We start from the raw sequence: 20,177 nt of genomic DNA on the forward strand, positions 1-20,177 counted from the left end.
CGGAATATGCCGATGCTCCCGACGCCCTATTACCTCATCGACAAGTCCCGGCTTCTTGCCAACATGGAGAAGATCAAGCGTCTCCGTGAGCTTTCCGGCGCCAAGGCGCTGCTGGCCCTGAAATGCTTCGCCACCTGGGGCGTGTTCGATTTCATGAAAGACTACATGGACGGCACGACCTCCTCCTCGCTCTACGAGATCAAGCTCGGCCACGAGAAATTCGGTGGCGAGACCCATGCCTATTCGGTCGCCTATGCCGATGACGAGATCGCCGAGGTTCTGGCGAACTGCGACAAGATCATCTTCAATTCCATCGGCCAGCTCGAACGCTTCTCCTCCGTCTCCGAGGGCCGGATTCGCGGCCTGCGCGTCAATCCGCGCGTCTCGACCTCCGATTTCGACCTCGCCGACCCGGCCCGCCCCTTCTCCCGCCTCGGCGAGTGGGACCCGGAGAAGATCGAGGCCGTGATGGACCGGATTTCCGGTTTCATGTTCCATAACAATTGCGAAAACGCCGATTTCGGCCGTTTCGACGAGATGCTGGCGGTCATCGAGGACCGCTTCGGCCACCTGATCGCCCGGGCGGAATGGGTGAGCCTCGGCGGCGGCATCCATTTCACCGGCGACGACTATCCGCTGGAACGGTTCGCCGCGCGCCTCAGGGCGTTTTCCGAAAAATACGGCGTTCAGGTCTATCTGGAACCGGGCGAGGCGGCGATCACCAGAAGCGCGACGCTGGAAGTGACCGTGCTCGACACGCTCCACAACGGCAAGGACCTCGCCATCGTGGATTCGTCCATCGAGGCACACATGCTCGACCTGCTCATCTACCGCCAGAGCGCGAAGATCGAGCCGGACGAAGGCGAGCACGAGATCATGATCTGCGGCAAGTCCTGCCTTGCCGGCGACATCTTCGGCACCTTCCGCTTCCCCGCGCCGCTGAAGGCCGGCGACCGGCTTTCCGTTCAGGATGCCGCCGGTTACACGATGGTCAAGAAGAACTGGTTCAATGGCGTGAAGATGCCGGCGATCGCCATCAGGGAGCTCGACGGCACCGTCCGAACCGTTCGCGAATTCTCCTACGAGGATTACAAGCAGAGCCTGTCCTGAAAACTCAGGCCGGCACTATCCCTCAACCACCCACAGGTCCACGGAGGCTTACGTGTGAGATGAAGAAGAATGTCCTGATTATCGGCGCCGGCGGCGTAGCTCAGGTCGTGGCGCACAAGTGCGCGCAGAACAACGACATTCTGGGCGATATCCATATCGCTTCGCGTACCAAGGCGAAAGTCGATCAGATCATCGAGAGCGTGCATGAAAAGAAGGCTCTGAAGCAGCCGGGCGTTCTCGAGGGCCATGCGCTGAACGCGCTCGATATCGAGGCCACGAAGGATCTCATCCGCAAGACGGGCGTGCAGATCGTCATCAACGTCGGCACCGCCTTCCTCAACATGTCGGTGCTGCGCGCCTGCATGGACACCGGCGTCGCCTATATCGACACCGCGATCCACGAGGAGCCCGGCAAGATCTGCGAAACCCCGCCGTGGTACGGCAATTACGAATGGAAGCGCGCCGCCGAGTGCGAGGAAAAGGGCATTACCGCCATCCTCGGCGCCGGTTTCGACCCGGGCGTCGTCAACGCCTATGCGCGTCTGGCCAAGGACGAATATCTCGACAAGGTGACGGACGTCGACATCGTCGACATCAACGCCGGCAGCCACGGCAAGTATTTCGCCACGAACTTCGACCCGGAAATCAACTTCCGCGAATTCACAGGCGTCGTCTATTCCTGGCAGAAGGGCGAATGGCAGGTGAACAGGATGTTCGAGATCGGCAAGGACTACGACCTGCCGGTCGTCGGCACCCGCCGCGCCTATCTCTGCGGTCACGACGAGGTGCATTCGCTGGCGAAGAACATGGACGGCGCCGACGTGCGCTTCTGGATGGGCTTCGGCGATCACTACATCAACGTCTTCACCGTGCTGAAGAATCTCGGCCTTCTCTCCGAACAGCCGGTGAAGACGGCCGAGGGCCTCGAGGTCGTGCCGCTCAAGGTGGTCAAGGCGGTTCTTCCCGATCCGGCCTCGCTCGCCCCGGGCTACGAAGGCAAGACCTGCATCGGCGACTTCGTCAAGGGCATCAAGGACGGCAAGGAGCGCGAGGTCTTCATCTACAACGTCGCGGACCATAAGGAAGCCTATCTCGAAGTCGGCAGCCAGGGCATCTCCTACACCGCCGGCGTGCCACCGGTCGCCGCCGCGATCCTCATCGCTCAGGGCGACTGGGACGCGAAGAAGATGGTCAACGTCGAGGAACTGCCGCCGAAGCCGTTCATCAACGTCCTCAACCGCATCGGCCTCCAGACCTGCATCCGCGACGAGAACGGCGACCGCGAACTGAGCTTCTGAGCCATCGCCCCGCAACGCGAAAGGCCCGCCCTGCCAGCGGGCCTTTTTTGTTTTCCCGAAAGGTCTATTCGTTCACCAGCGCCAGAATGAGCTGCTGCACATTGCCGCCCTCGCCCATTTCCACCCGGTCGAAATCCCGCTCCTTCTGCTGGCGGGCATCGGAAATGATCTTCAGCTGGGCCTGAAGCTTTTCGCGGACCTTCCGGCAACCCGGATCGTTCTCCGCCGTCAGGCCGACGGAAAACCGCTCGATTTCGCGCACCATATCGGTGATGTTGACGCCATGCACCGCCTCATGCGCCCGGATACCGGCAATGAACGTGTCCCATTTGGCCTTGAGCGCCGGAGACAGCCGGCCGGACGGCTTCGGCAGCGTGTAGATGATCGTCAGGCTGGGCCGGGCGGAGGCCAGAACGCAGGCGCTGCCGCGCTGCTGGTAATCGCGGCTCCACAACAGCTTGAAGGTCGTATGGGCGATGGTGCGGACGCCGTTTCCGATCGTCGGCCCGTTCCTGCCGATGGACTGGTAGAGTTCCATGCCCGTGCTGCCCGACACCGGATAGGTCACGAACTGCTCGGCGGCCTTCCATTGGGCATCAGCAGGCGTTGCAAGCCCGGACAGCGCCAGCAGCGGCGCGAGGAACAGGAAGGCTGGACGCAAGAAAGGCTCCATCGTTTGACGAGATCGCCGGCACCCTACCCAACCGCAAACGGCGGCGCAATGCGCCGCCGCCAGACTGCTGAGAATGTGCCTGTCGCCCCCCTCCGTCATGCTCGGGCCTGACCCGAGCATCCAGCGGCACCCCTTGCATGGACCCTCGGGTCGAGCCCGGGGTTGACGGGGGAGAGGGGTTTGCCATGATACCGAGGGCCCGGTAAGGACGGCCTCAGGCCTCGGGCGATTGCACGAGAATCTTGATGTGCTGCTTTTCCCGGACCAGCGCCTCGAAGCCTTCCCCGACGATGTCGTCGAGAGGAATCCGCTTCGTCACCAGCTTGTCGGCCGGGAAATAGCCCTGCATCATCAGGTCCATCACCGCCGGAAAGATATCGCGATAGGCGATGATGCCCTTCAGCGTCCGCTCCTTCAGCACCACCGTATTGGGCTGGAAGGAGGCGGGCTTTTCCCAGATGGAAACGATGATCGTCTCGCCCTCGTAATGGGTCGAATCGATGCATTGCTGGAGCACTGCCGGGACGCCCGTGACTTCGAAGGCCACGTCGACGCCGCCGCCGGACAGTTCGCGCACCTTCGCCACCGCATCCGCCTTCGACGGATCGACGACCGCATGGGCGCCGAGTTCCAGCGCCTTGGCGGCACGCTGCTCCGAAAGCTCGACGACATAGATCTTCGAGGCTCCCGCGACCCGCAGCGCCTCGACGATCAGCAGCCCGATCGGGCCGGCACCGAAGACCACCGCCGTTCCCCCGGCCTTGAGGCTCGACAGGCGCACGGAATGAAGCGCCACCGCCGCCGGTTCCACCAGCGCGCCCTGCTCGTAAGAAAGCCCTTCCGGCATCGGATGCACCCAGCGCTCACCGACCACCGTATAGGTCGAAAAACCGCCGCCGCCGCCCGAGAGGCCGTGGAAGCCGAGGCTTTCGCAGACATTGTATTTGCCGTGCAGGCAGGCGCTGCACTTCCCGCAGGCCAGAATGGGCTCGACCACCACGCGGTCGCCGGGCTTGACCTTCGTCACGCCCTCGCCGACCTCGACCACCTGGCCGGAAAACTCATGGCCCATGATGATCGGCGCGACGTCATGGCTGACGGGATGCGGTGCGGAAACCGGAACGAAGATCGGCCCGGCGACGTATTCGTGCAGGTCGCTGCCGCAAATGCCGGCCCACGCGACCTTGATCTTCACCTGACCGGCGGACGGGCCGGGTTCGGTCACTTCCTCGACGCGAATATCGTGCGCCTTGTGCCAGCGAGCGGCTTTCATGGCTTTGTCCTTTCCTGATTTCGTTTCCGGGCGGCCTGCACCGCCTGACCGCCATAAGACACGCCCGGCGCCTGCCGGACATTGACAGAAATCAAAGACGGACGGATCAGTCGGACAGCTTTTCTTCGGCAAGCACTTCGGAAATGACCATCAACGACGCCGCGACATGGGTGCGCATGGCGTTTTCGGCAGCCGCCGCATCGCGCGCGGCGATGGCCTCGTAAATGGCCCGGTGTTCTGCGCGCGAACTTGCGATGCGCATGGAACGGTTGCTGAACTGGGCACCGCGCCAGGGCAGGGTCCTGAGATTGAGTTCGGCAAGCGTTGCCGACAGGATGGAATTATGCCCCCCGGCGCTGATCGCGGCATGGAACTGGGTGTTGATCGCCGCATAGGCGTCGGGATCGTCGGCGTGGTCCTCGCCCTCCTGGACGATCGCGGCCAGCATCTGGCGTTCGATTTCGGTCATCCGCAGGGCGGCCTTGCCCGCCATGAGCGCTTCCAGATCGCCGACGGCCTCGAACAGGGCCTGCAAGGCCTCGACGTCCATCCTCTTGACGATGAAGGCGCGGCGCGGGCCGCGCTCGGCCAGCCCCTCGGCGCTCAGCCGGTGAAGGGCCTCCCGCACCGGCGTGCGCGACGTGTTGAAATCCTCGGCCAGCGCCTTCTCGCTCAGCATGTCGCCCGGCCGCACCGCGCCCGTCACGATCCGTTTGACGATCACCGAATGGACCGTATCCGCAGTCCGTGTTTGTGAATGACCACTCGCCTTCAGCAAAGGAACACTTTTCTCTTGTTTATGTATACATATATTGGCAGTATGAATTTAACAAAAAAAAGACGGCAGCGATAGGGAGACCGTGGCGGCCTTGCCTTCGGGCGAACGAAGGGTGTCACGGCATGGTTCGGCGCGCGATCCTTCGGTCGCAAGGCGGGTTTCGAAACGTCCACGGAAGGAGAGTCAAAAAGAACCAGGGGAACGTCATGAACGTCATAGATCACAAGGCCATTCTCGAAGCGCGCATGGCCGCCCGGATGCGCCGCCGCAGCTTTCTCAAGGGGGTCGGCGCCGCGGCATTCGCCGGCGCAGGCGCAGGCTTCCTTCCCGGCCTGGCCCGGGCCCAGCAGAGCGGTCATATCCGCATCGCCTCGCTTTCGCATATCGATACGCTCGATCCGCACTTTACCGGCTTCCTGAACGCCATCCAGATCATCAACAACATCCATAACGGTCTGCTCAAGGTCACGTATGACGGCGAAACGGTCCGTTTCGAGCCGGATCTCGCCGAGGAATGGATCCTCGAGGACGACAAGACCCACGTTTTCAAGCTGCGCGACGGCGTGAAATTCCACGACGGCACGGTCTGCGACGCCGAGGCCGTGAAGTTCTCCCTGCTGCGCGTGAAGGAAGGCGAGCCGACGTCGCCACATGCCTGGAAACTGGCCCTGCTCGACGAGATCGAGATCGTCGACCCGCTGACGGTCCGCCTCAAATTCTCCAAGCCCTACGCCTTCCTGCCGGTGGCGCTGACCGGATCGACGGGCCGTGCGGGCACCATCGTCAGCCCGGCCGCCGTCGAGAAATACGGCATGGACTACGGGCGCAACCCGGTCGGCACCGGTCCGTTCAAATTCGTCAGCTGGCGCGAAAACGATTCCGTCGAGCTCGAGGCCAATCCGGATTATTTCGAGCCGGACATGCCGAAGCTTTCGCGGGCCACCTTCATGATCATGCGCGAGGCCTCGACCGCCGTCGCGGCGCTGATGGCGGGGCAGATCGAGGGCATGTCCAACTGCCCGCTGCAACTCCTGCCGCAGGTCGAGGCGTTTCCGGGCGCCACGGTCTATGGCGGCATCGAGGGCAATTATTCCTTCGTCGGCATGAACACCCGCCAGGGTCCGTTCGAGGACGTGAACCTGCGCCGCGCCGTCGCCTATGCGCTCGACCGCGAGGCCCTCATAAAGCAGGCCTATTTCGGCCGGGCCCAGCAGGCCTACACGCCCATCTCGCCGCCGATGTCCGGCTTCTTCGATCCGAACATCGCCACGTCCGGCCGCGGCCATTACTTCGATCTGGACAAGGCGAAGGATTTCCGCTCGAAAGCGGCCAATCAGGGAGAGATCGAGGCGGTCTACATCATGTCGGAACGCACCGCCGTCTCGACCCGTATCGCCCAGACCGTCGCCCCGATGCTGGCGGAGATCGGCATCAAGGTCAAACTCGAGCTGATGGAGCCGACCGCCTGGGTGCAGCGGCGCAACGACCGCGCCTTCGACCTGTTCGACTTCGAATGGGTGGCCGATCTCGATCCGGACGAAACCCTCTATCCGGAGTTCCGCTCCGACGGTTCGTGGAACTATCCGGGCTGGGTGAACACCGAGTTCGACCGGCTTTGCGCCGAGGCCCAGGAGATTCTCGACGTCGCGGAGCGTTCGAAGCTCTACAACGCCGCCGAGGACCTGCTGATCGACGAGGCACCCATCGCCCTCATCGCGCATATGCCGATCTACAAGGTCTTCAGCACCAAAGTGCAGGGCTTCACCTACATTCCGGCCGATCTCATCGATCTCCACGGTGTGAGCCTCTCCTGATGCTGCGTCAGGTCTTTTCGAAGATCGCGCAGACCCTGGTGGTCCTGTTCATCGTTTCGGTCGCCAGCTTCAGCCTGCTGAAGCTGGCGCCGGGCGATCCGGTCCAGATTCTGCTCGGCTCGGAATATTCGCCCGAAGCCCACGCCTCGATCATGCACGAACTGGGGCTGGATCGCCCTGTGGCCCAGCAATATCTCACCTGGGCGGCAAACTTCATGACCGGCGACTGGGGCACCTCCTATATCGCGCGCGTCGACATCTTCACCTACGCTTTCGTCGAGGCGCTGCCGGTGACGCTGACGCTGGCGGCCTGCGCTCTCGCATTGGCCATCGTCATCGGCGTGCCGCTCGGCGTTCTTTCCGCCGTGCGCAAGGACACGGTGTGGGACATCGGCGTCGCCTCCTGGGCGCTGACGGTCACGGCGTTCCCGTCCTTCTTTCTCGGTATCCTGCTGATCTGGGTCTTCGCGGTGAAATTCGGCCTGTTTCCGGTCATGGGCTTCGTCGCGCCGTGGGACGATATGCTCAAGGGCATCCATCACATGATCCTGCCGGCGATGACGCTCTCCACCTACTTCGTCGGCATGATCGTGCGCCTGACCCGCGCCACGCTGATCGAGGTGATGGAACAGCCCTACATCGCCGCTGCCCGCGCCCGCGGGGAGCCGGAATGGCGGATCATCTGGGTGCATGGCGTGCGCAACATCGCCATGCCGCTGGCCACCATGCTCGGCCTCCAGCTCGGTGCGCTGCTGCAGGGCGCGGTGCTGACAGAGACCGTCTTCAACCTGCCGGGCATCGGCCAGATGATCACCTCCGCCGTCCTCGGGCGCGAATATGTCGTGGTCCAGGCCGGGGTGATGATGACGGCGACGCTGTTCATCCTGGTCAACCTGCTCGTCGATCTCTCCTATCCCTTCCTCGATCCCCGGCTGAGGGCACGGTCATGACATCCGCAAACGCAGCAGCCTCCGCCGCGCCGCGGAAATCCGGCTCCGGCCGCCGCTCCATATTCGTCCGCAGGCCGTTCTTCACGCTGGCGCTGGCGGTGACGCTCGTCTATGTCGTGGCCGCACTCTTCGCCCCGTGGGTCGCGCCCTTCAGCCCGGTCGACCAGAACATCGACGCGATGATGGCGCCGCCCGGCAGCTATCCGCACTGGTTCGGAACGGACAGCTTCGGTCAGGATCTCCTCAGCCGCGTCATCCACGGCGCGCGCTACGCGCTGCTCATCGGTCTGCTTTCGGTGCTTCTCGGCGCGGCGGGCGGCCTCGTGCTCGGCATGGCCGCCGGTCTTTCCACCGGCTGGCCCGAATGGATTCTCGTGCGGCTGATCGATTCGATCCTCGCCCTGCCGTCGCTCGTCATGGCGGTCGCCTTCATCGCCATTCTCGGCCAGGGGGTCGACAAGGTGATCCTGGCGGTCGGGCTGTCCCTGATCGGCCCCTTCGCCCGCACCGTCCGCTCGGATGTCATGCAGGTGAAGGTGCAGCTCTTCGTGGAAGCGGCTGGCCTCATGAGCATTCCCCGGCTTCAGATCGTCTGGCGGCATATCCTGCCCAACGTCGTCTTTCCGCTGGCGGTGCAGGTGACGATCCGCATCTCCGAAGCGATCCTCGTTTCGGCCTCGCTGTCCTTCATCGGCATCGGCGTGACCCCGCCGACCCCGGACTGGGGCCTGATGATTGCCGAAGGGCGCGGCTTCGTCAGCTTCGCCGCCTGGATGTCCGGCGTGCCCGGCATGGCGCTGGCCGTGCTGCTGATTGCGCTTTCCGTGGTGGGCGACGGCGTGCGCGAGGAATTCGATCCCAAGCTGAGGAACGGCGCATGACCGACTGTTTGCTCGAAGTGGACGGGCTGACCCTGCACCGTGGCGACAAGAAGATCCTCGACAATGTCGGCCTCAGGCTCCGGCGCGGCGAGACGCTGGCGCTGGTGGGCGAAAGCGGCGCCGGCAAATCGACGATCGCGATGGCCCTGATGGGGCTGCTGGACCGCCGCACGATCGGCATCGAAGGCAGCGCCCGGTTCGACGGCGCGGCCGACCTGTTCGACCTGCCGGAAAGGGAATGGACACGGCTGCGCGGTTCGCGCCTGTCGATGGTGTTTCAGGACGCCGGAACGGCCCTCAACCCCTGCTACACGGTCGGCAGCCAGTTGATCTCGGTGCTGCGCCGCAAGCTGGGCCTCGACGCGAAGGCCGCGCGGGAACGGGCGGTCGAACTCCTGAAGGGTGTCGGCATCAACGATGCGTCCGCGCGGCTTTCGGCCTTTCCGCACCAGCTTTCCGGCGGCATGCAGCAGCGGGTCATGGTGGCCATCGCGCTGGCCTGCAACCCCGACCTCCTGTTCGCCGACGAACCCACCTCCGCGCTCGATGTGACCATTCAGGCGCAGATCGTCCGCCTCATCCTCGACCAGACGCGGGCACGCGGTGCGAGCTGCATCTTCGTGCTGCACGATCTGGCGCTGGCCAGCCAGGCCTGCGACCGCATCGTCGTCCTCTATGCCGGGCAGGTCATGGAGGCGGGCGAATGCGCCGACGTGCTGCGCGCGCCTCGCCACCCCTATACCCGCCTGCTGAAATCCTGCGTTCTGGAAATCGGCGCCGAGGACCTGACCCCGCCGGAAGGCAATGTGCCCGGCTACGACGCCATGCCGGCGGGCTGTCGCTTCGCCACGCGCTGTCCCCGGGCGCTGCCCCGCTGCGCCGGGGAGCGGCCCGCACTCGTTGAAAAGGAGGGGCGGGCGCTGGCCTGCTGGAACCCGGAATGAACCAGACGACCTCTGCGGAAACGGACGCCGCCTCCGAACCCGGCATATTCGAGCTTCTCGACGTGCAGAAGGTGTATCAGGTCGCCCGCCGGAACGGGCTGCTCGGCCGCCGCAAGCAGGATCTCAAGGCGCTGGACGGCGTGAGGCTGAAGGTCGCCAAAGGCGCAAGCATCGCGCTCGTCGGCGAAAGCGGCTCGGGAAAGTCGACCCTGCTGCGCGTGCTGCTCGGCCTGACGGAGCCGAGCGACGGGCTGGCGCTCTATCGCGGCCGGCCGATTGCCGAGGCCCGCGCCGCCGGGCCGGATTTCGCCCGCGAGGTGGCGATGATCTATCAGGACGCGCGCGGCTCGCTCAATCCGCGCATGTCGGTCGGCGCCCTGGTGGCCGAGCCGTTGCGCCATTTCGGCATCTGCCCCGAAGAAGAGATTCCTGCGCGGGTGGAGGCACTTCTCGCCCGCGTCGGGCTGGCGAAGGAGGCCGTGCAGCGCTATCCCGCCGGCCTTTCCGGCGGGCAGGTGCGCCGCGTGGCGATTGCCCGGGCGCTTGCCTCCAACCCGTCCGTTCTCGTCGCCGACGAGGCGGTCTCCGGCCTCGACGTCTCGACGCAGGCGCAGCTTCTCAACCTCTTGCGCCGCCTCCAGCGCGAAATGGGGCTGACGCTTCTGTTCATCACCCACGATCTCGGCGTCGCCAGCTATCTGTGCGAGGAAATCGCCATCATGTATCTCGGGCGGATCGTCGAGACCGGGCCGACCAATGCGGTGCTGTCCGCGCCCGCCCATCCTTACGCGCGGGCGCTCAGGATTGCCGCCCCGGAATTCTTCGCGCCGATTACCGAGCCGCTGCCGGGCGAGATACCGAGCCCGCTGGATCTGCCCAGGGGCTGTCGTTTCGCCGGGCGCTGCGTCTTCGCCCGCGAGGAATGCCGCCATGACGATCCGGTGCTGGCCCGGGCGCAGGCCGGCCGTTCCGTCGCCTGCCTTTTTCCGCTCGGCGCCTGAGGCGCCGCGCACGCCGGTCCGTCGGGCACCGATGGACCGCTTTCGTTTTCAACCCGCTCCGGATATGCTCCGGAGCCGTTTCGCATGAAGGACTACGAAGCCGATGTTTGATTTCTTTTCCGGGCGGCGCCCGACCACGCTCGCGAGCGAAGCCATGATCGCGACCTCGCATCCGCTTTCCACGGCGGCGGGTCTGGAAATCCTTTCCGAAGGCGGCAAGGCCGTCGACGCCGCCATTGCCGCGGTTGCGGTCCAGAGCGTCGTCGATCCGCTCATGACCGGCATCGGCGGCGATTGTTTCGCGCTTTATGCCCCTGCCGGCGGCGGCGTGAAGGCGCTGAACGGCTCCGGCCGCGCACCGGCGGGCGCCAGCGTCGCGGCGCTGAAGGCGCTCGGCGTGACGGAACTGACCCAGACGAGCCCGCATTCCGTGACCGTTCCCGGCGCGATTTCCGCCTGGTGCCGTCTGCATGCCGACCACGGCACCCTGCCGCTCGACCGGCTCTTCCGCCGCGCGATCTCCTATGCGGAAAACGGTTTCCCGATCACCCCGCGCGTCGCCCAGGACTGGCAGGGCAATGCCTCGATCATCGCGACGGACGACTTTGCCGCGCGCCAGTATCTTCCGGGCGGCAAGGCCCCGGCGGCAGGCGAAAAACGGTCCCATCCGGCGCTCGGCCGCACGCTGCGGGCCATCGCCGCCAAGGGGGCCGCGGCCTTCTACGCCGGCGGGAATGCCGCCCTCATGGCGTCGCATCTGAAAAAGCTGGGCGGCCTGCACACGGAAGAGGATTTTTACGCCGGCCTTGACGGCGCCGAATGGGTGACGCCGATTTCCGCACCCTATGGCGAGGGATATGACGTTTTCGAATGCCCGCCGAACGGCCAGGGGCTCGCCGCACTGATGATCCTGCGCATCCTCGCCGGCTTCGATCTTTCGCCGGCCGTTTCCGAGGCTGACCGTATTCATCTGCATGCCGAGGCGACCAAGATCGCCTATCATCACCGCGATGCGCTGATCGCCGACCCGGCCTCCTGCCCCGGCGTGGCGGAAGAACTGCTGTCGGACAAGGTCATCGACACGCTGCGCGCCCGCATCGACATGAAGCGGGTCGCCGCCCCGGCCCTGTGGAACGAGCCGGAACACCGCGACACGATCTACCTCAGCGTCGTCGACGCCGACGGCAACGCGCTTTCCTTCATCAACTCCATCTTCCACGGCTTCGGCTCGACCCGCCTCGAACCGGAAACGGGCGTGCTGCTCCACAGCCGCGGCTCGTCCTTCCGCCTCGTCGAAGGGCATCCGAACGCCATCGCCCCGAACAAGCGGCCCATGCACACGATCATTCCGGGCATGCTGTGCCGCGCGGGCCAGGCCGTCATGCCCTTCGGCGTCATGGGGGGACACTATCAGGCGGCCGGCCACGCCGCCTTCATTTCCGGCGTGCTCGACCGGGTCCTCGATCTCCAGGAAGCGATGGATGCGCCGCGCAGCTTCGCCTTCAACGGCATTCTGGAAATCGAACCGACGGTCGGCGAGGCTGCCAAGGCCGATCTTGCTGCGCGCGGCCATACACTCAAGGTCGTGACGTCCCCGATGGGCGGCAGCCAGGCGATCCGCATCGACCGCGAAAACGGCCTTCTGCACGGCGGATCGGACAGCCGCAAGGACGGCTCGGCCCTCGGATTCTGACCCCGAAACCACGCCGATCCGGGACCCGAACCCTGCACCCAAAGCCGCGCTCCCGCCTGTGCCGGAGAGCGCGGCCCATTCCTGACCGGGCGTCCCGGACGAGCGGGAACGTCGCACCCCCGTGCCCTCGACAGCCCTCGGGTTTTCACGATCCCAACCGCGCCGAACAACAAAAAAGCCCCGGAAAAACCGAGGCTTACGTCATCTTTTGGAAACTGGAGCGGGCGAAGGGATTTGAACCCTCGACCCCAACCTTGGCAAGGTTGTGCTCTACCCCTGAGCTACACCCGCTCAACAATCCAAGGCCCGGGGTAGATCGCTGGGCCTCAGGTCGGCGCGTCGCGCTGACGGGGCGATATATGGCTCAAGGTATTTTCAAATGCAACAGGGAAATGACGGAAAATCGCACATTTTTCATCCGCATCCGTCAAATCCCCGGAAATCCCGGCTTCCGCTTGCGGTCGAAACCGCAGCCCTTTATGGAAAAGGGCGCTTTCTCCACATGCCCGGACGATCAGCCGAAATGACCGACAAGCCCCTCAAGACCGACCGCGATCTGTTCGCCCTGCTCGACAGTCTCGGCATTCCTCACGAAACCACGGAACATGAGGCTGTGTTCACCGTCGGCGAATCGGAAAGACTGCGCGGCATCATTGCCGGCGCCCATACCAAGAACCTCTTCCTGAGGGATCGCAAGGACAGGCATTTCGTGGTGACGGCGGAGGAATATGCGACCGTCGATCTGAAGGGCCTGCACCGCATTCTCGACGCCTCGGGCCGCCTTTCGTTCGGCAAGCCGGAAACGATGTGGCATTATCTCGGCGTTACGCCGGGCTCCGTCACGGTCTTTTCGGCCATCAACGACATCGCCTCGCAGGTGACATTCGTTCTGGACGAAGGCCTGATGCGCTATGATCGAATCACCGGTCATCCCCTGCGCAACACGGCGACGACCAGTGTCGGGCGCGACGACCTCATTCGCTTTCTCAAGGCGACCGGCCACACGCCGCTTGTCTTGAAAGTCGCGGACTGACATACGATTTATGGAACAGAAGACCGGCAACGGTGACGATGGGAGACATTCATGAGCGGCCCGAACAACCCCTATAGCGGCTCCTTCGGCGGCGGCCTGCACGGCACCGTCAATCTCGGCGGCCAGCCCGCGAGCGCAGGCCCGGCCGCGAGCGGCGATCTGGTGAAGGACACGACGACCGCCGCCTTCGGTCGCGACGTCATCGAGGAATCGCAGCGCCAGCCGGTGCTGGTCGATTTCTGGGCGCCCTGGTGCGGCCCCTGCCGCCAGCTTGCCCCGGCCATCGAGAAGGTTGTCAGGGAAGCGGCCGGCAAGGTGAAGCTCGTCAAGCTCAACATCGACGATCACCCCTCCATTCCAGGCCAGCTCGGCATCCAGTCGATCCCCGCCGTCATCGCCTTCGCCGGCGGCCGTCCCGTGGACGGCTTCATGGGCGCGATCCCGGAAAGCGAAATCCGCCAGTTCATCGACAAGCTCGCCGGCCCCGGTGGCGCTGACGACGCCCAGGCCGAGATCGACGCGGCGCTGGACGAGGCGCAGACCCTGCTCGACGCCGGCGACATCAACGCCGCGGGCCAGCTTTTCGGCGCGGTGCTCCAGCACGCGCCCGAAAATCCGCGCGCCATCGCCGGCATCGCCCGCTGCATGATCGAGGCCGGCCAGCACGAGCGCGCCCGCGACCTTCTCGGAAATCTGCCGGAAGAAACCGCCAAGGACGACGGCATACAGGCGGTCCTCAAGCAGCTTGCACAGATCGAGGAGGCGCGGAAGCTCGGCGATCCTGCCGCGCTCGAACATGCGCTGGCGCTCGATCCCGACGATCACGAGTCCCGCATCAAGCTGGCCAAGATCCGCAATGTGGAAGGCAAGCGCGAGGAGGCGGCGGAACATCTGCTTCTGATCATGCGCAAGGACCGCGCCTACGGGGACGATGCGGGCCGCAAGGAACTCGTGCAGTTCTTCGAAACCTGGGGCCCCAAGGACCCGGCAACCGTCGCCGCCCGGCGCAAGATGTCCTCCATCCTCTTTTCATGAGGCGGGGGGAAGGCTTGCGAAACGGCTCGCCCGCCCCAGATATCCGGGTGGAAACAGGAATGCAGTCCTGATCGGGAGGTGCCCATGCAGGTCGGTAACGTCATCTATAACGCTCCGGAGGATTTTCCGGACATCGTTCCCGTCTTTCCGCTGACGGGTGCGCTGCTTCTGCCGGGCGGCCAGTTGCCGCTTAACATCTTCGAACCGCGCTACCTGGCGATGATAGACGAGGCAATCGGCGGAAACCGGCTGATCGGCATGGTCCAGCCGACCTTGACGGAGCCCGCCGGCGAGAATGCCGGTCCTTCGCTCTGCGATCTCGGCTGCATCGGCCGCCTGACATCCTTTTCCGAAACGGGTGACGGGCGATATGTCATCTCGCTGGCAGGCATCTGCCGCATCCGCCTGCTGGACGAAGTGACGCAACCCGATGCGCCCTATCGCAGCTTCCGCATCCTGCCCTTTCTCTCGGACCTCGGCGTGAACAGCGAGGAACCGGAGGTGGACCGCGACGCGCTGATGCGGGTGTTCCGCGCCTATCTCGATTCGCACCGGCTGGAAGCCGACTGGGAGAGCATCGAGCGGGCGGGCAATCTCGCGCTGGTCAACTCGCTCTGCATGATGACGCCGTTCGGTGCCGCCGAAAAACAGGCGCTGCTGGAAGCCTCGAGCCTCAAGGCACGCTCGGCCACGCTGGTCGCCATGCTGGAAATGCTTCTGGCGCGGGGGCCGAACAACACCTCGAACACATTGCAATAAATACCCGGCGATGCGGTGAGAAACGGGAGAGAACAGCATGGATAGCAGGACGTCGGAGGTGGACCCGAAGCTGCTGGACCTGCTCGTCTGCCCGCTGACCAAGGGCCGTCTCCGGCTCGACCGGGAGCACAACGAACTGGTGTCGGAAAGTGCCCGCCTCGCCTATCCGATCCGCGACGGCGTGCCGATCATGCTCATTTCGGAAGCCCGCAAGCTGGAGGAATGACGCCGCCCGGAGCCTTTCCCGACGCGAAACAAAGAAACGAAGCATTGAAGGTGATCCCATTTTCACCGGAAATGCTTCAGTTACAGATCAGGGTTGATCTGCCCCGCTCAATTTTTCGCGGAAAAACGCAAGCACCTGCGCATTGAACTCCTTATGGAAAACGGTGCGATCAAAGCCTGCATTATCGATGCAAAACTCCGGCACCGACTTTGCCAGTTCCGGAGGGCAAATCGTCAGAAAGGCGAAATGTCCGGAATTTGGCACGACATGAAGTTCAGGCTTCACGGGCAGATTGCGGGCAACTGTCGCAAGATTTTCCGGCGAGACACCATCACCCCCGCGTTGAGAGCTCCAAAGCTGCACGGGAGCTATTACGGCTTTCAAACTATCCGTTGTGTGGAAGACATTGCTCAGAGGGTCGGCGATAACAAAAGCCCTGATACGCGGGTCATGGGTCAGCGGAGCCTTCGGCAACGCCGCCTGGCTAATGCGATCACAGGCGGCCCCGGTCGGGTGTTGGCAAACCGAGCGTAACTCTTGGAAGTCCGGGTTTGCTCCGGCCAGAACAAGCCCAGTGTAACCACCTCTGGAAAAACCATAGAATCCGATGCGCTGCGGATCGATCTGCGCCGCACTTGATGAAGATCCGAGCATGAAATCGATGAGGCGCTTGATGTCAGTCGGGCGACTGACCAAAGCCGACAGATTGCGCGCTTTTGTCTCGTTGGAGGCTGTATCATCAGGATGGTTCAGGGCCACGACGATAAAGCCCGAGTCTGCAAGCGATTCAGCCGTGTCGTGATGGCTCAGAAAAGTGCCGCCGAATCCGTGCGAAATGACAATAAGCGGCAGTTTGTCGCCGGAAATCGGGCAATTGCGAACTGCCGGAAGGCGAAAAGGGCCAAGATTGATCTCTTCAGGTGGACTAACACAAGGCGACCATTCAATCACCCTCAGTGCCGGGCCATTGTCATCGGCCGGAACCTCGAAAAGTTTCAAACCTGCGGCTTGAGGCAGCGACGCCGTCAAACTAAAAGCAGCGATAAGAATGAACCTCGTAAACCACATGCATTGATTCCCCTGAATATTCCTAATTTAATACAGGAATTATAGTCGAAAATCTTATCGTACGAATGTCAGGCGGACGACATGAATCATCTTCAAACTCCTTAACAAGGAGCTTGAATCACAAAGCGGAAGCAGTTGAAATCCTGAAGCTCAAGAGGCTCTAAAGCGGCACGCCGGCCAGCAGCCGGGGGTCGCCGGGTCCAGCCACGCCCGCGGCCTGGCCGATGAACCAGGATTTCAGCGCCGGCATGCGGTCGACGAGGCCGAGGCCGAAATCGCGCACCAGCCGCACCGGGCCGATGTCGTTCGAGAACAGCCTGTTCAGCACGTCGGTCGTCACGCCCATGCGGAACGTATCGAACCGGCGCCAGGTCTGGTAGCGCTCCAGAACGGCAAGCGAACCGATGTCGAGCCCCAGGCGGTCGGCCTCCACCACCGTTTCGGCAAGCGCGGCCACGTCCTTGAGGCCAAGATTGAGCCCCTGCCCGGAAATCGGATGAACGCCGTGGGCGGCATCGCCGACCAGAGCGAAACGCGGCGCGACGAAGGCGCGGGCGAGCGTCAGGCCGAGCGGAAAGGCGCGCTTGTCGCCGACCACCTTCAGCGCGCCGAGCTTCTGGCCGAAACGGCGCTCGAGTTCTTCCTCGAACAGGAAATCGTCCCCCGCCACCAGCCTGTCGGCATCGCGCGTCGCCTCCGTCCACACCAGGGACGAGCGGTTGCCCTTGAGCGGCAGGATCGCGAAGGGCCCGGCGGGAAGAAAATGCTCCTCGGCGACGCCGTTATGCGGCCGCTCATGCTCCACCGTCGTCACGATGCCGGACTGGCCGTAATCCCAGCGCACATACTTGATCCCCGCCATGTCGCGCAACTTCGACCGCACGCCGTCGCAGGCCACCAGAAGGCGGGCGGTCCGCGTCTCGCCGTTGGAAAGCGTCACCTCGGTCGAAGCCTCACCGGTCCTGAAAGCGCTGACAGCGACACCGTGGCTGAGCGCGACGCCGAAACGGTTGCAGGCATCGATCAGCGCGCCGGTCATCGCGGTGTTGGGCACCATGTGCGCGAAGGGACGGCCATCGCCGCCGCCCGCATCGCCATCGAAGGTCAGGAACACCGGGCGCACCGGATCGCCGGTCTGCGAATCGGTGACGACCATGCTGTTGATCGGCTGCGTCTCGGGGGCGATCGCCTCCCAGGCGCCCAGCACCTCCAGCATGCGCGAAGCCGCGGCGATGATCGCCGAAGCGCGCGGGTCCTTGCGCCAGGCATCTTCCGGCGCCGCCTCGATCACCTCGACGGAAAGATGGGGCGCGGCCTGCTTGATCGCCGCCGCGACCGAAAGCCCCACATATCCGCCGCCCGCCACAAGAATATCCAGCATCGCCATTCCTCTCATCCGCAGCCGCCGGGCGGCAAAGGCCCGGCGCGCCGGCGCGCACCTTCTCTCTTTATATAAAGCGGTGTGACGCGGCGTAAAGCGTCACAATGGTCGCAGTCCGTTGATTCTGAAAAAGGCAAATGGCCAAAATATGTGCATTTTTTAAATTTTGCCTAGATTTTGCCCTAATATCCGCGATTCATCTGCCGCTTTTCTGGATGCTTTTTCCGCAGCCTTTACTTTTCAATAACTTATTGATCAACTCGAATCTGGCACGGGCCTTGAATGCACAATAGGCAGTCGCTGCACAGATGATGACTTTGCCAGCGGCGAGGAGAGTCGGCTCCGAGCCGAGCAAAACATTGAGGATGGGAAACCAGATGAAGATTGTGATGGCCATTATCAAGCCGTTCAAGCTGGACGAGGTGCGCGAAGCACTGACGGCTGTCGGCATTCAGGGCCTGACCGTGACCGAAGTGAAGGGTTACGGGCGCCAGAAGGGACACACAGAGATCTATCGCGGCACGGAGTATGCCGTGAGCTTTCTGCCGAAACTGAAGATCGAGATCGCGGTTGCCTCCGAACTCGTCGAGAAGGCCATCGAAGCGATCGCATCGGCAGCGAAAACGGGGCAGATCGGCGACGGCAAGATTTTTGTCTACTCGCTCGACCAGGCCGTGCGCATCCGCACCGGCGAAACTGATAATGAAGCGCTTTAAGCGTCAGGGGGTATAGTATCCATGCTTAAGAATTTGAAACTCGCAACCGGCCTTGCGCTGGCATCCGCCGCGCTCGCCATGCCGGCGCTTGCCCAGGACGTCGAAGAAGCGGTTCCTGCGCTCAACTCCGGCGACACGGCCTGGATGCTGACCTCGACGGTCCTCGTCCTGTTCATGATCCTGCCGGGTCTGGCCCTGTTCTACGGCGGCCTCGTCCGCGCGAAGAACGTGCTTTCCATCCTGATGCAGTGCTTGATGGTCTCCGCCGTCATCATGATCGTCTGGGTCACCTACGGCTACAGCCTCGCCTTCACCGAAGGCAGCTTCAACACCTTCGTGGGTGGCTTCGACAAGGTATTCCTGTCCGGCGTCACCGCCGACAGCCTGTCCGGCTCCATTCCGGAATACGTCTTCATCGCGTTCCAGATGACCTTCGCCTGCATCACCCCGGCCCTGATCGTCGGCGCCTTCGCCGAACGCATCAAGTTCTCCGCCGTCGTGCTGTTCTCCATCCTGTGGGCGACGTTCATCTACTTCCCGATGGCCCACATGGTCTGGGGCGGCGATGGCGCTCTGATCTATGACTGGGGCGCGCTTGACTTTGCCGGCGGCACGGTCGTTCACATCAATGCCGGTGTCGCAGGTCTCGTCGGTGCCTACATGCTCGGCAAGCGCACGGGCTACGGCAAGGACAACATGGCTCCGCACTCGCTGCCGCTGACCTTCATCGGCGCCTCGATGCTGTGGGTCGGCTGGTACGGCTTCAACGCCGGCTCCGCCGCTGCCGCCGACTCGGTCGCCGGTCTGGCGATGATCAACACCTTCACCGCAACGGCTGGTGCCGTCGTGGCCTGGGGCGTGGTCGAAAGCGTCGCCCGCGGCAAGGCATCGGTTCTCGGCGCAGCATCCGGCGTCGTGGCCGGCCTGGTTGCCGTCACCCCGGCAGCGGGCGCCGTCGGCCCGATCGGCGCCATCGTTCTCGGTGCCGTCGCATCCGTCTTCTGCTACTTCTTCGTTGCCGTCGTGAAGGCCAAATTCGGCTATGACGACTCTGCCGACGTCTTCGGTGTTCACGGCATCGGCGGCATCGTCGGCGCCATCGGCACCGGCATCTTCGCCAGCGCCTCGCTCGGCGGTATCGGCTACGAGGACGGCATCACGATGGGCGGCCAGGTCTGGATCCAGATCAAGTCCGTGATCGTGACCCTGCTGTGGACCGGTATCGGCAGCGCGATCCTCTTCAAGATCGTCGACCTAATCGTCGGCCTGCGCGTCTCCGTCGAAGCCGAGCGCGAAGGTCTCGACCTCTCGTCCCACGGCGAAACGGCTTACCACTAAGCCGGCGCCGCGAGGGCGCCGCCTTCCCGGCGCCCTTGATTCATCCCGTCGTAGCCCGTTCACAACTGGCTACATTGGCCCGAACCTCACGGTTCGGGCCTTTTTTATGCGCTCGGCACGAGCGGCCCGTTGCCGCGAGGGTGAAGATTGCGTTTTCACGGATGGTTAATGCGCCTTTAACCCTCGCGCGGTTAGTCTCACGCGGA

Annotated in this window: 19 protein-coding genes and 1 tRNA gene; 14 read left to right on the top strand and 6 right to left on the bottom strand. The window is 63.7% G+C overall.

What is annotated here, in order from left to right:
• Positions 1–12: 12 nt before the first annotated feature.
• The gene (gene nspC, locus NOF55_RS19425; RefSeq protein WP_306412772.1) at positions 13–1,110 is read left to right on the top strand and encodes a carboxynorspermidine decarboxylase; all 1,098 of its coding nucleotides are present in this window, start codon (positions 13–15) and stop codon (positions 1,108–1,110) included.
• A 59-nt stretch (positions 1,111–1,169) separates the two neighbouring features.
• A complete protein-coding gene (locus tag NOF55_RS19430; protein WP_306412773.1) occupies positions 1,170–2,408 on the top strand; it encodes a saccharopine dehydrogenase family protein in 1,239 nt (412 codons plus the stop codon).
• Between the two features lie 64 nt (positions 2,409–2,472).
• Here the strand turns inward: NOF55_RS19430 and NOF55_RS19435 are convergent, their stop codons facing one another.
• From NOF55_RS19435 to NOF55_RS19445, 3 genes are all read right to left on the bottom strand, one after another.
• Positions 2,473–3,081, bottom strand: coding sequence for a DUF922 domain-containing Zn-dependent protease (locus tag NOF55_RS19435; protein ID WP_370869004.1), 609 nt, complete (start codon positions 3,079–3,081; stop codon positions 2,473–2,475).
• 214 nt (positions 3,082–3,295) lie between these two features.
• Positions 3,296–4,354 carry a 2,3-butanediol dehydrogenase gene (locus NOF55_RS19440; RefSeq protein WP_306412775.1) on the bottom strand — a complete coding sequence of 353 codons (1,059 nt, stop codon included), beginning with the start codon at positions 4,352–4,354 and terminating at the stop codon, positions 3,296–3,298.
• A 106-nt stretch (positions 4,355–4,460) separates the two neighbouring features.
• Positions 4,461–5,132 (bottom strand): GntR family transcriptional regulator, encoded by a 672-nt coding sequence (locus tag NOF55_RS19445; protein ID WP_306412776.1) that lies wholly within the window; start codon positions 5,130–5,132, stop codon positions 4,461–4,463.
• Between the two features lie 206 nt (positions 5,133–5,338).
• On the opposite strand from NOF55_RS19445, the gene NOF55_RS19450 reads away from it, so the two are divergent.
• From NOF55_RS19450 to NOF55_RS19475, 6 genes are all read left to right on the top strand, one after another.
• The gene (locus tag NOF55_RS19450; protein ID WP_306412777.1) at positions 5,339–6,946 is read left to right on the top strand and encodes an ABC transporter substrate-binding protein; all 1,608 of its coding nucleotides are present in this window, start codon (positions 5,339–5,341) and stop codon (positions 6,944–6,946) included.
• Entirely contained in the window at positions 6,946–7,896 is a 951-nt protein-coding gene (locus NOF55_RS19455; RefSeq protein ID WP_306412778.1) for an ABC transporter permease, read from the top strand. Before NOF55_RS19450 ends, NOF55_RS19455 begins: the two co-directional genes overlap by 1 nt.
• The gene (locus NOF55_RS19460; protein WP_306412779.1) at positions 7,893–8,777 is read left to right on the top strand and encodes an ABC transporter permease; all 885 of its coding nucleotides are present in this window, start codon (positions 7,893–7,895) and stop codon (positions 8,775–8,777) included. The genes NOF55_RS19455 and NOF55_RS19460 overlap by 4 nt, the downstream gene beginning before the upstream one ends.
• Positions 8,774–9,721, top strand: a complete 948-nt coding sequence (locus NOF55_RS19465) for an ABC transporter ATP-binding protein (protein ID WP_306412780.1) — start codon at positions 8,774–8,776, stop codon at positions 9,719–9,721. Before NOF55_RS19460 ends, NOF55_RS19465 begins: the two co-directional genes overlap by 4 nt.
• Complete coding sequence (locus NOF55_RS19470) at positions 9,718–10,722, top strand: oligopeptide/dipeptide ABC transporter ATP-binding protein (RefSeq protein WP_306412781.1); 1,005 nt, start codon at positions 9,718–9,720, stop codon at positions 10,720–10,722. Before NOF55_RS19465 ends, NOF55_RS19470 begins: the two co-directional genes overlap by 4 nt.
• Before the next feature lie 103 nt (positions 10,723–10,825).
• Positions 10,826–12,415: a gamma-glutamyltransferase family protein gene (locus NOF55_RS19475; protein ID WP_306412782.1), complete on the top strand. Its 1,590-nt coding sequence runs from the start codon at positions 10,826–10,828 to the stop codon at positions 12,413–12,415.
• A gap of 216 nt (positions 12,416–12,631) precedes the next feature.
• On the opposite strand, the gene NOF55_RS19480 is transcribed toward NOF55_RS19475, so the two are convergent.
• Positions 12,632–12,706 (bottom strand) — tRNA-Gly (locus NOF55_RS19480).
• 232 nt (positions 12,707–12,938) lie between these two features.
• Here NOF55_RS19480 and NOF55_RS19485 point away from each other — a divergent pair.
• The 4 genes from NOF55_RS19485 (at position 12,939) to NOF55_RS19500 (ending at position 15,468) form a co-directional block, all read left to right on the top strand.
• Positions 12,939–13,448 carry a prolyl-tRNA synthetase associated domain-containing protein gene (locus tag NOF55_RS19485; RefSeq protein ID WP_306412783.1) on the top strand — a complete coding sequence of 170 codons (510 nt, stop codon included), beginning with the start codon at positions 12,939–12,941 and terminating at the stop codon, positions 13,446–13,448.
• A gap of 51 nt (positions 13,449–13,499) precedes the next feature.
• Positions 13,500–14,483 carry a thioredoxin gene (trxA, locus tag NOF55_RS19490; protein ID WP_306412784.1) on the top strand — a complete coding sequence of 328 codons (984 nt, stop codon included), beginning with the start codon at positions 13,500–13,502 and terminating at the stop codon, positions 14,481–14,483.
• Between the two features lie 84 nt (positions 14,484–14,567).
• A complete protein-coding gene (locus tag NOF55_RS19495; protein WP_306412785.1) occupies positions 14,568–15,242 on the top strand; it encodes an LON peptidase substrate-binding domain-containing protein in 675 nt (224 codons plus the stop codon).
• 37 nt (positions 15,243–15,279) lie between these two features.
• Entirely contained in the window at positions 15,280–15,468 is a 189-nt protein-coding gene (locus tag NOF55_RS19500; RefSeq protein WP_306412786.1) for a Trm112 family protein, read from the top strand.
• A gap of 87 nt (positions 15,469–15,555) precedes the next feature.
• Here NOF55_RS19500 and NOF55_RS19505 read toward each other — a convergent pair whose 3' ends face one another.
• Both NOF55_RS19505 and NOF55_RS19510 read right to left on the bottom strand, forming a co-directional pair.
• Positions 15,556–16,536, bottom strand: coding sequence for an alpha/beta hydrolase family protein (locus NOF55_RS19505; RefSeq protein ID WP_306412787.1), 981 nt, complete (start codon positions 16,534–16,536; stop codon positions 15,556–15,558).
• Positions 16,537–16,696: 160 nt separating this feature from the next.
• A complete protein-coding gene (locus NOF55_RS19510; protein WP_306412788.1) occupies positions 16,697–17,917 on the bottom strand; it encodes a ubiquinone biosynthesis hydroxylase in 1,221 nt (406 codons plus the stop codon).
• A 365-nt stretch (positions 17,918–18,282) separates the two neighbouring features.
• On the opposite strand from NOF55_RS19510, the gene NOF55_RS19515 reads away from it, so the two are divergent.
• Positions 18,283–18,633 carry a P-II family nitrogen regulator gene (locus tag NOF55_RS19515; RefSeq protein WP_183793001.1) on the top strand — a complete coding sequence of 117 codons (351 nt, stop codon included), beginning with the start codon at positions 18,283–18,285 and terminating at the stop codon, positions 18,631–18,633.
• A gap of 21 nt (positions 18,634–18,654) precedes the next feature.
• A complete protein-coding gene (locus tag NOF55_RS19520) occupies positions 18,655–19,971 on the top strand; it encodes an ammonium transporter (protein WP_306412789.1) in 1,317 nt (438 codons plus the stop codon).
• Positions 19,972–20,177: the final 206 nt, after the last annotated feature.

This window comes from Ectorhizobium quercum (assembly GCF_026552795.1).
In the GTDB taxonomy this organism is placed as follows: domain Bacteria; phylum Pseudomonadota; class Alphaproteobacteria; order Rhizobiales; family Rhizobiaceae; genus Ectorhizobium; species Ectorhizobium quercum.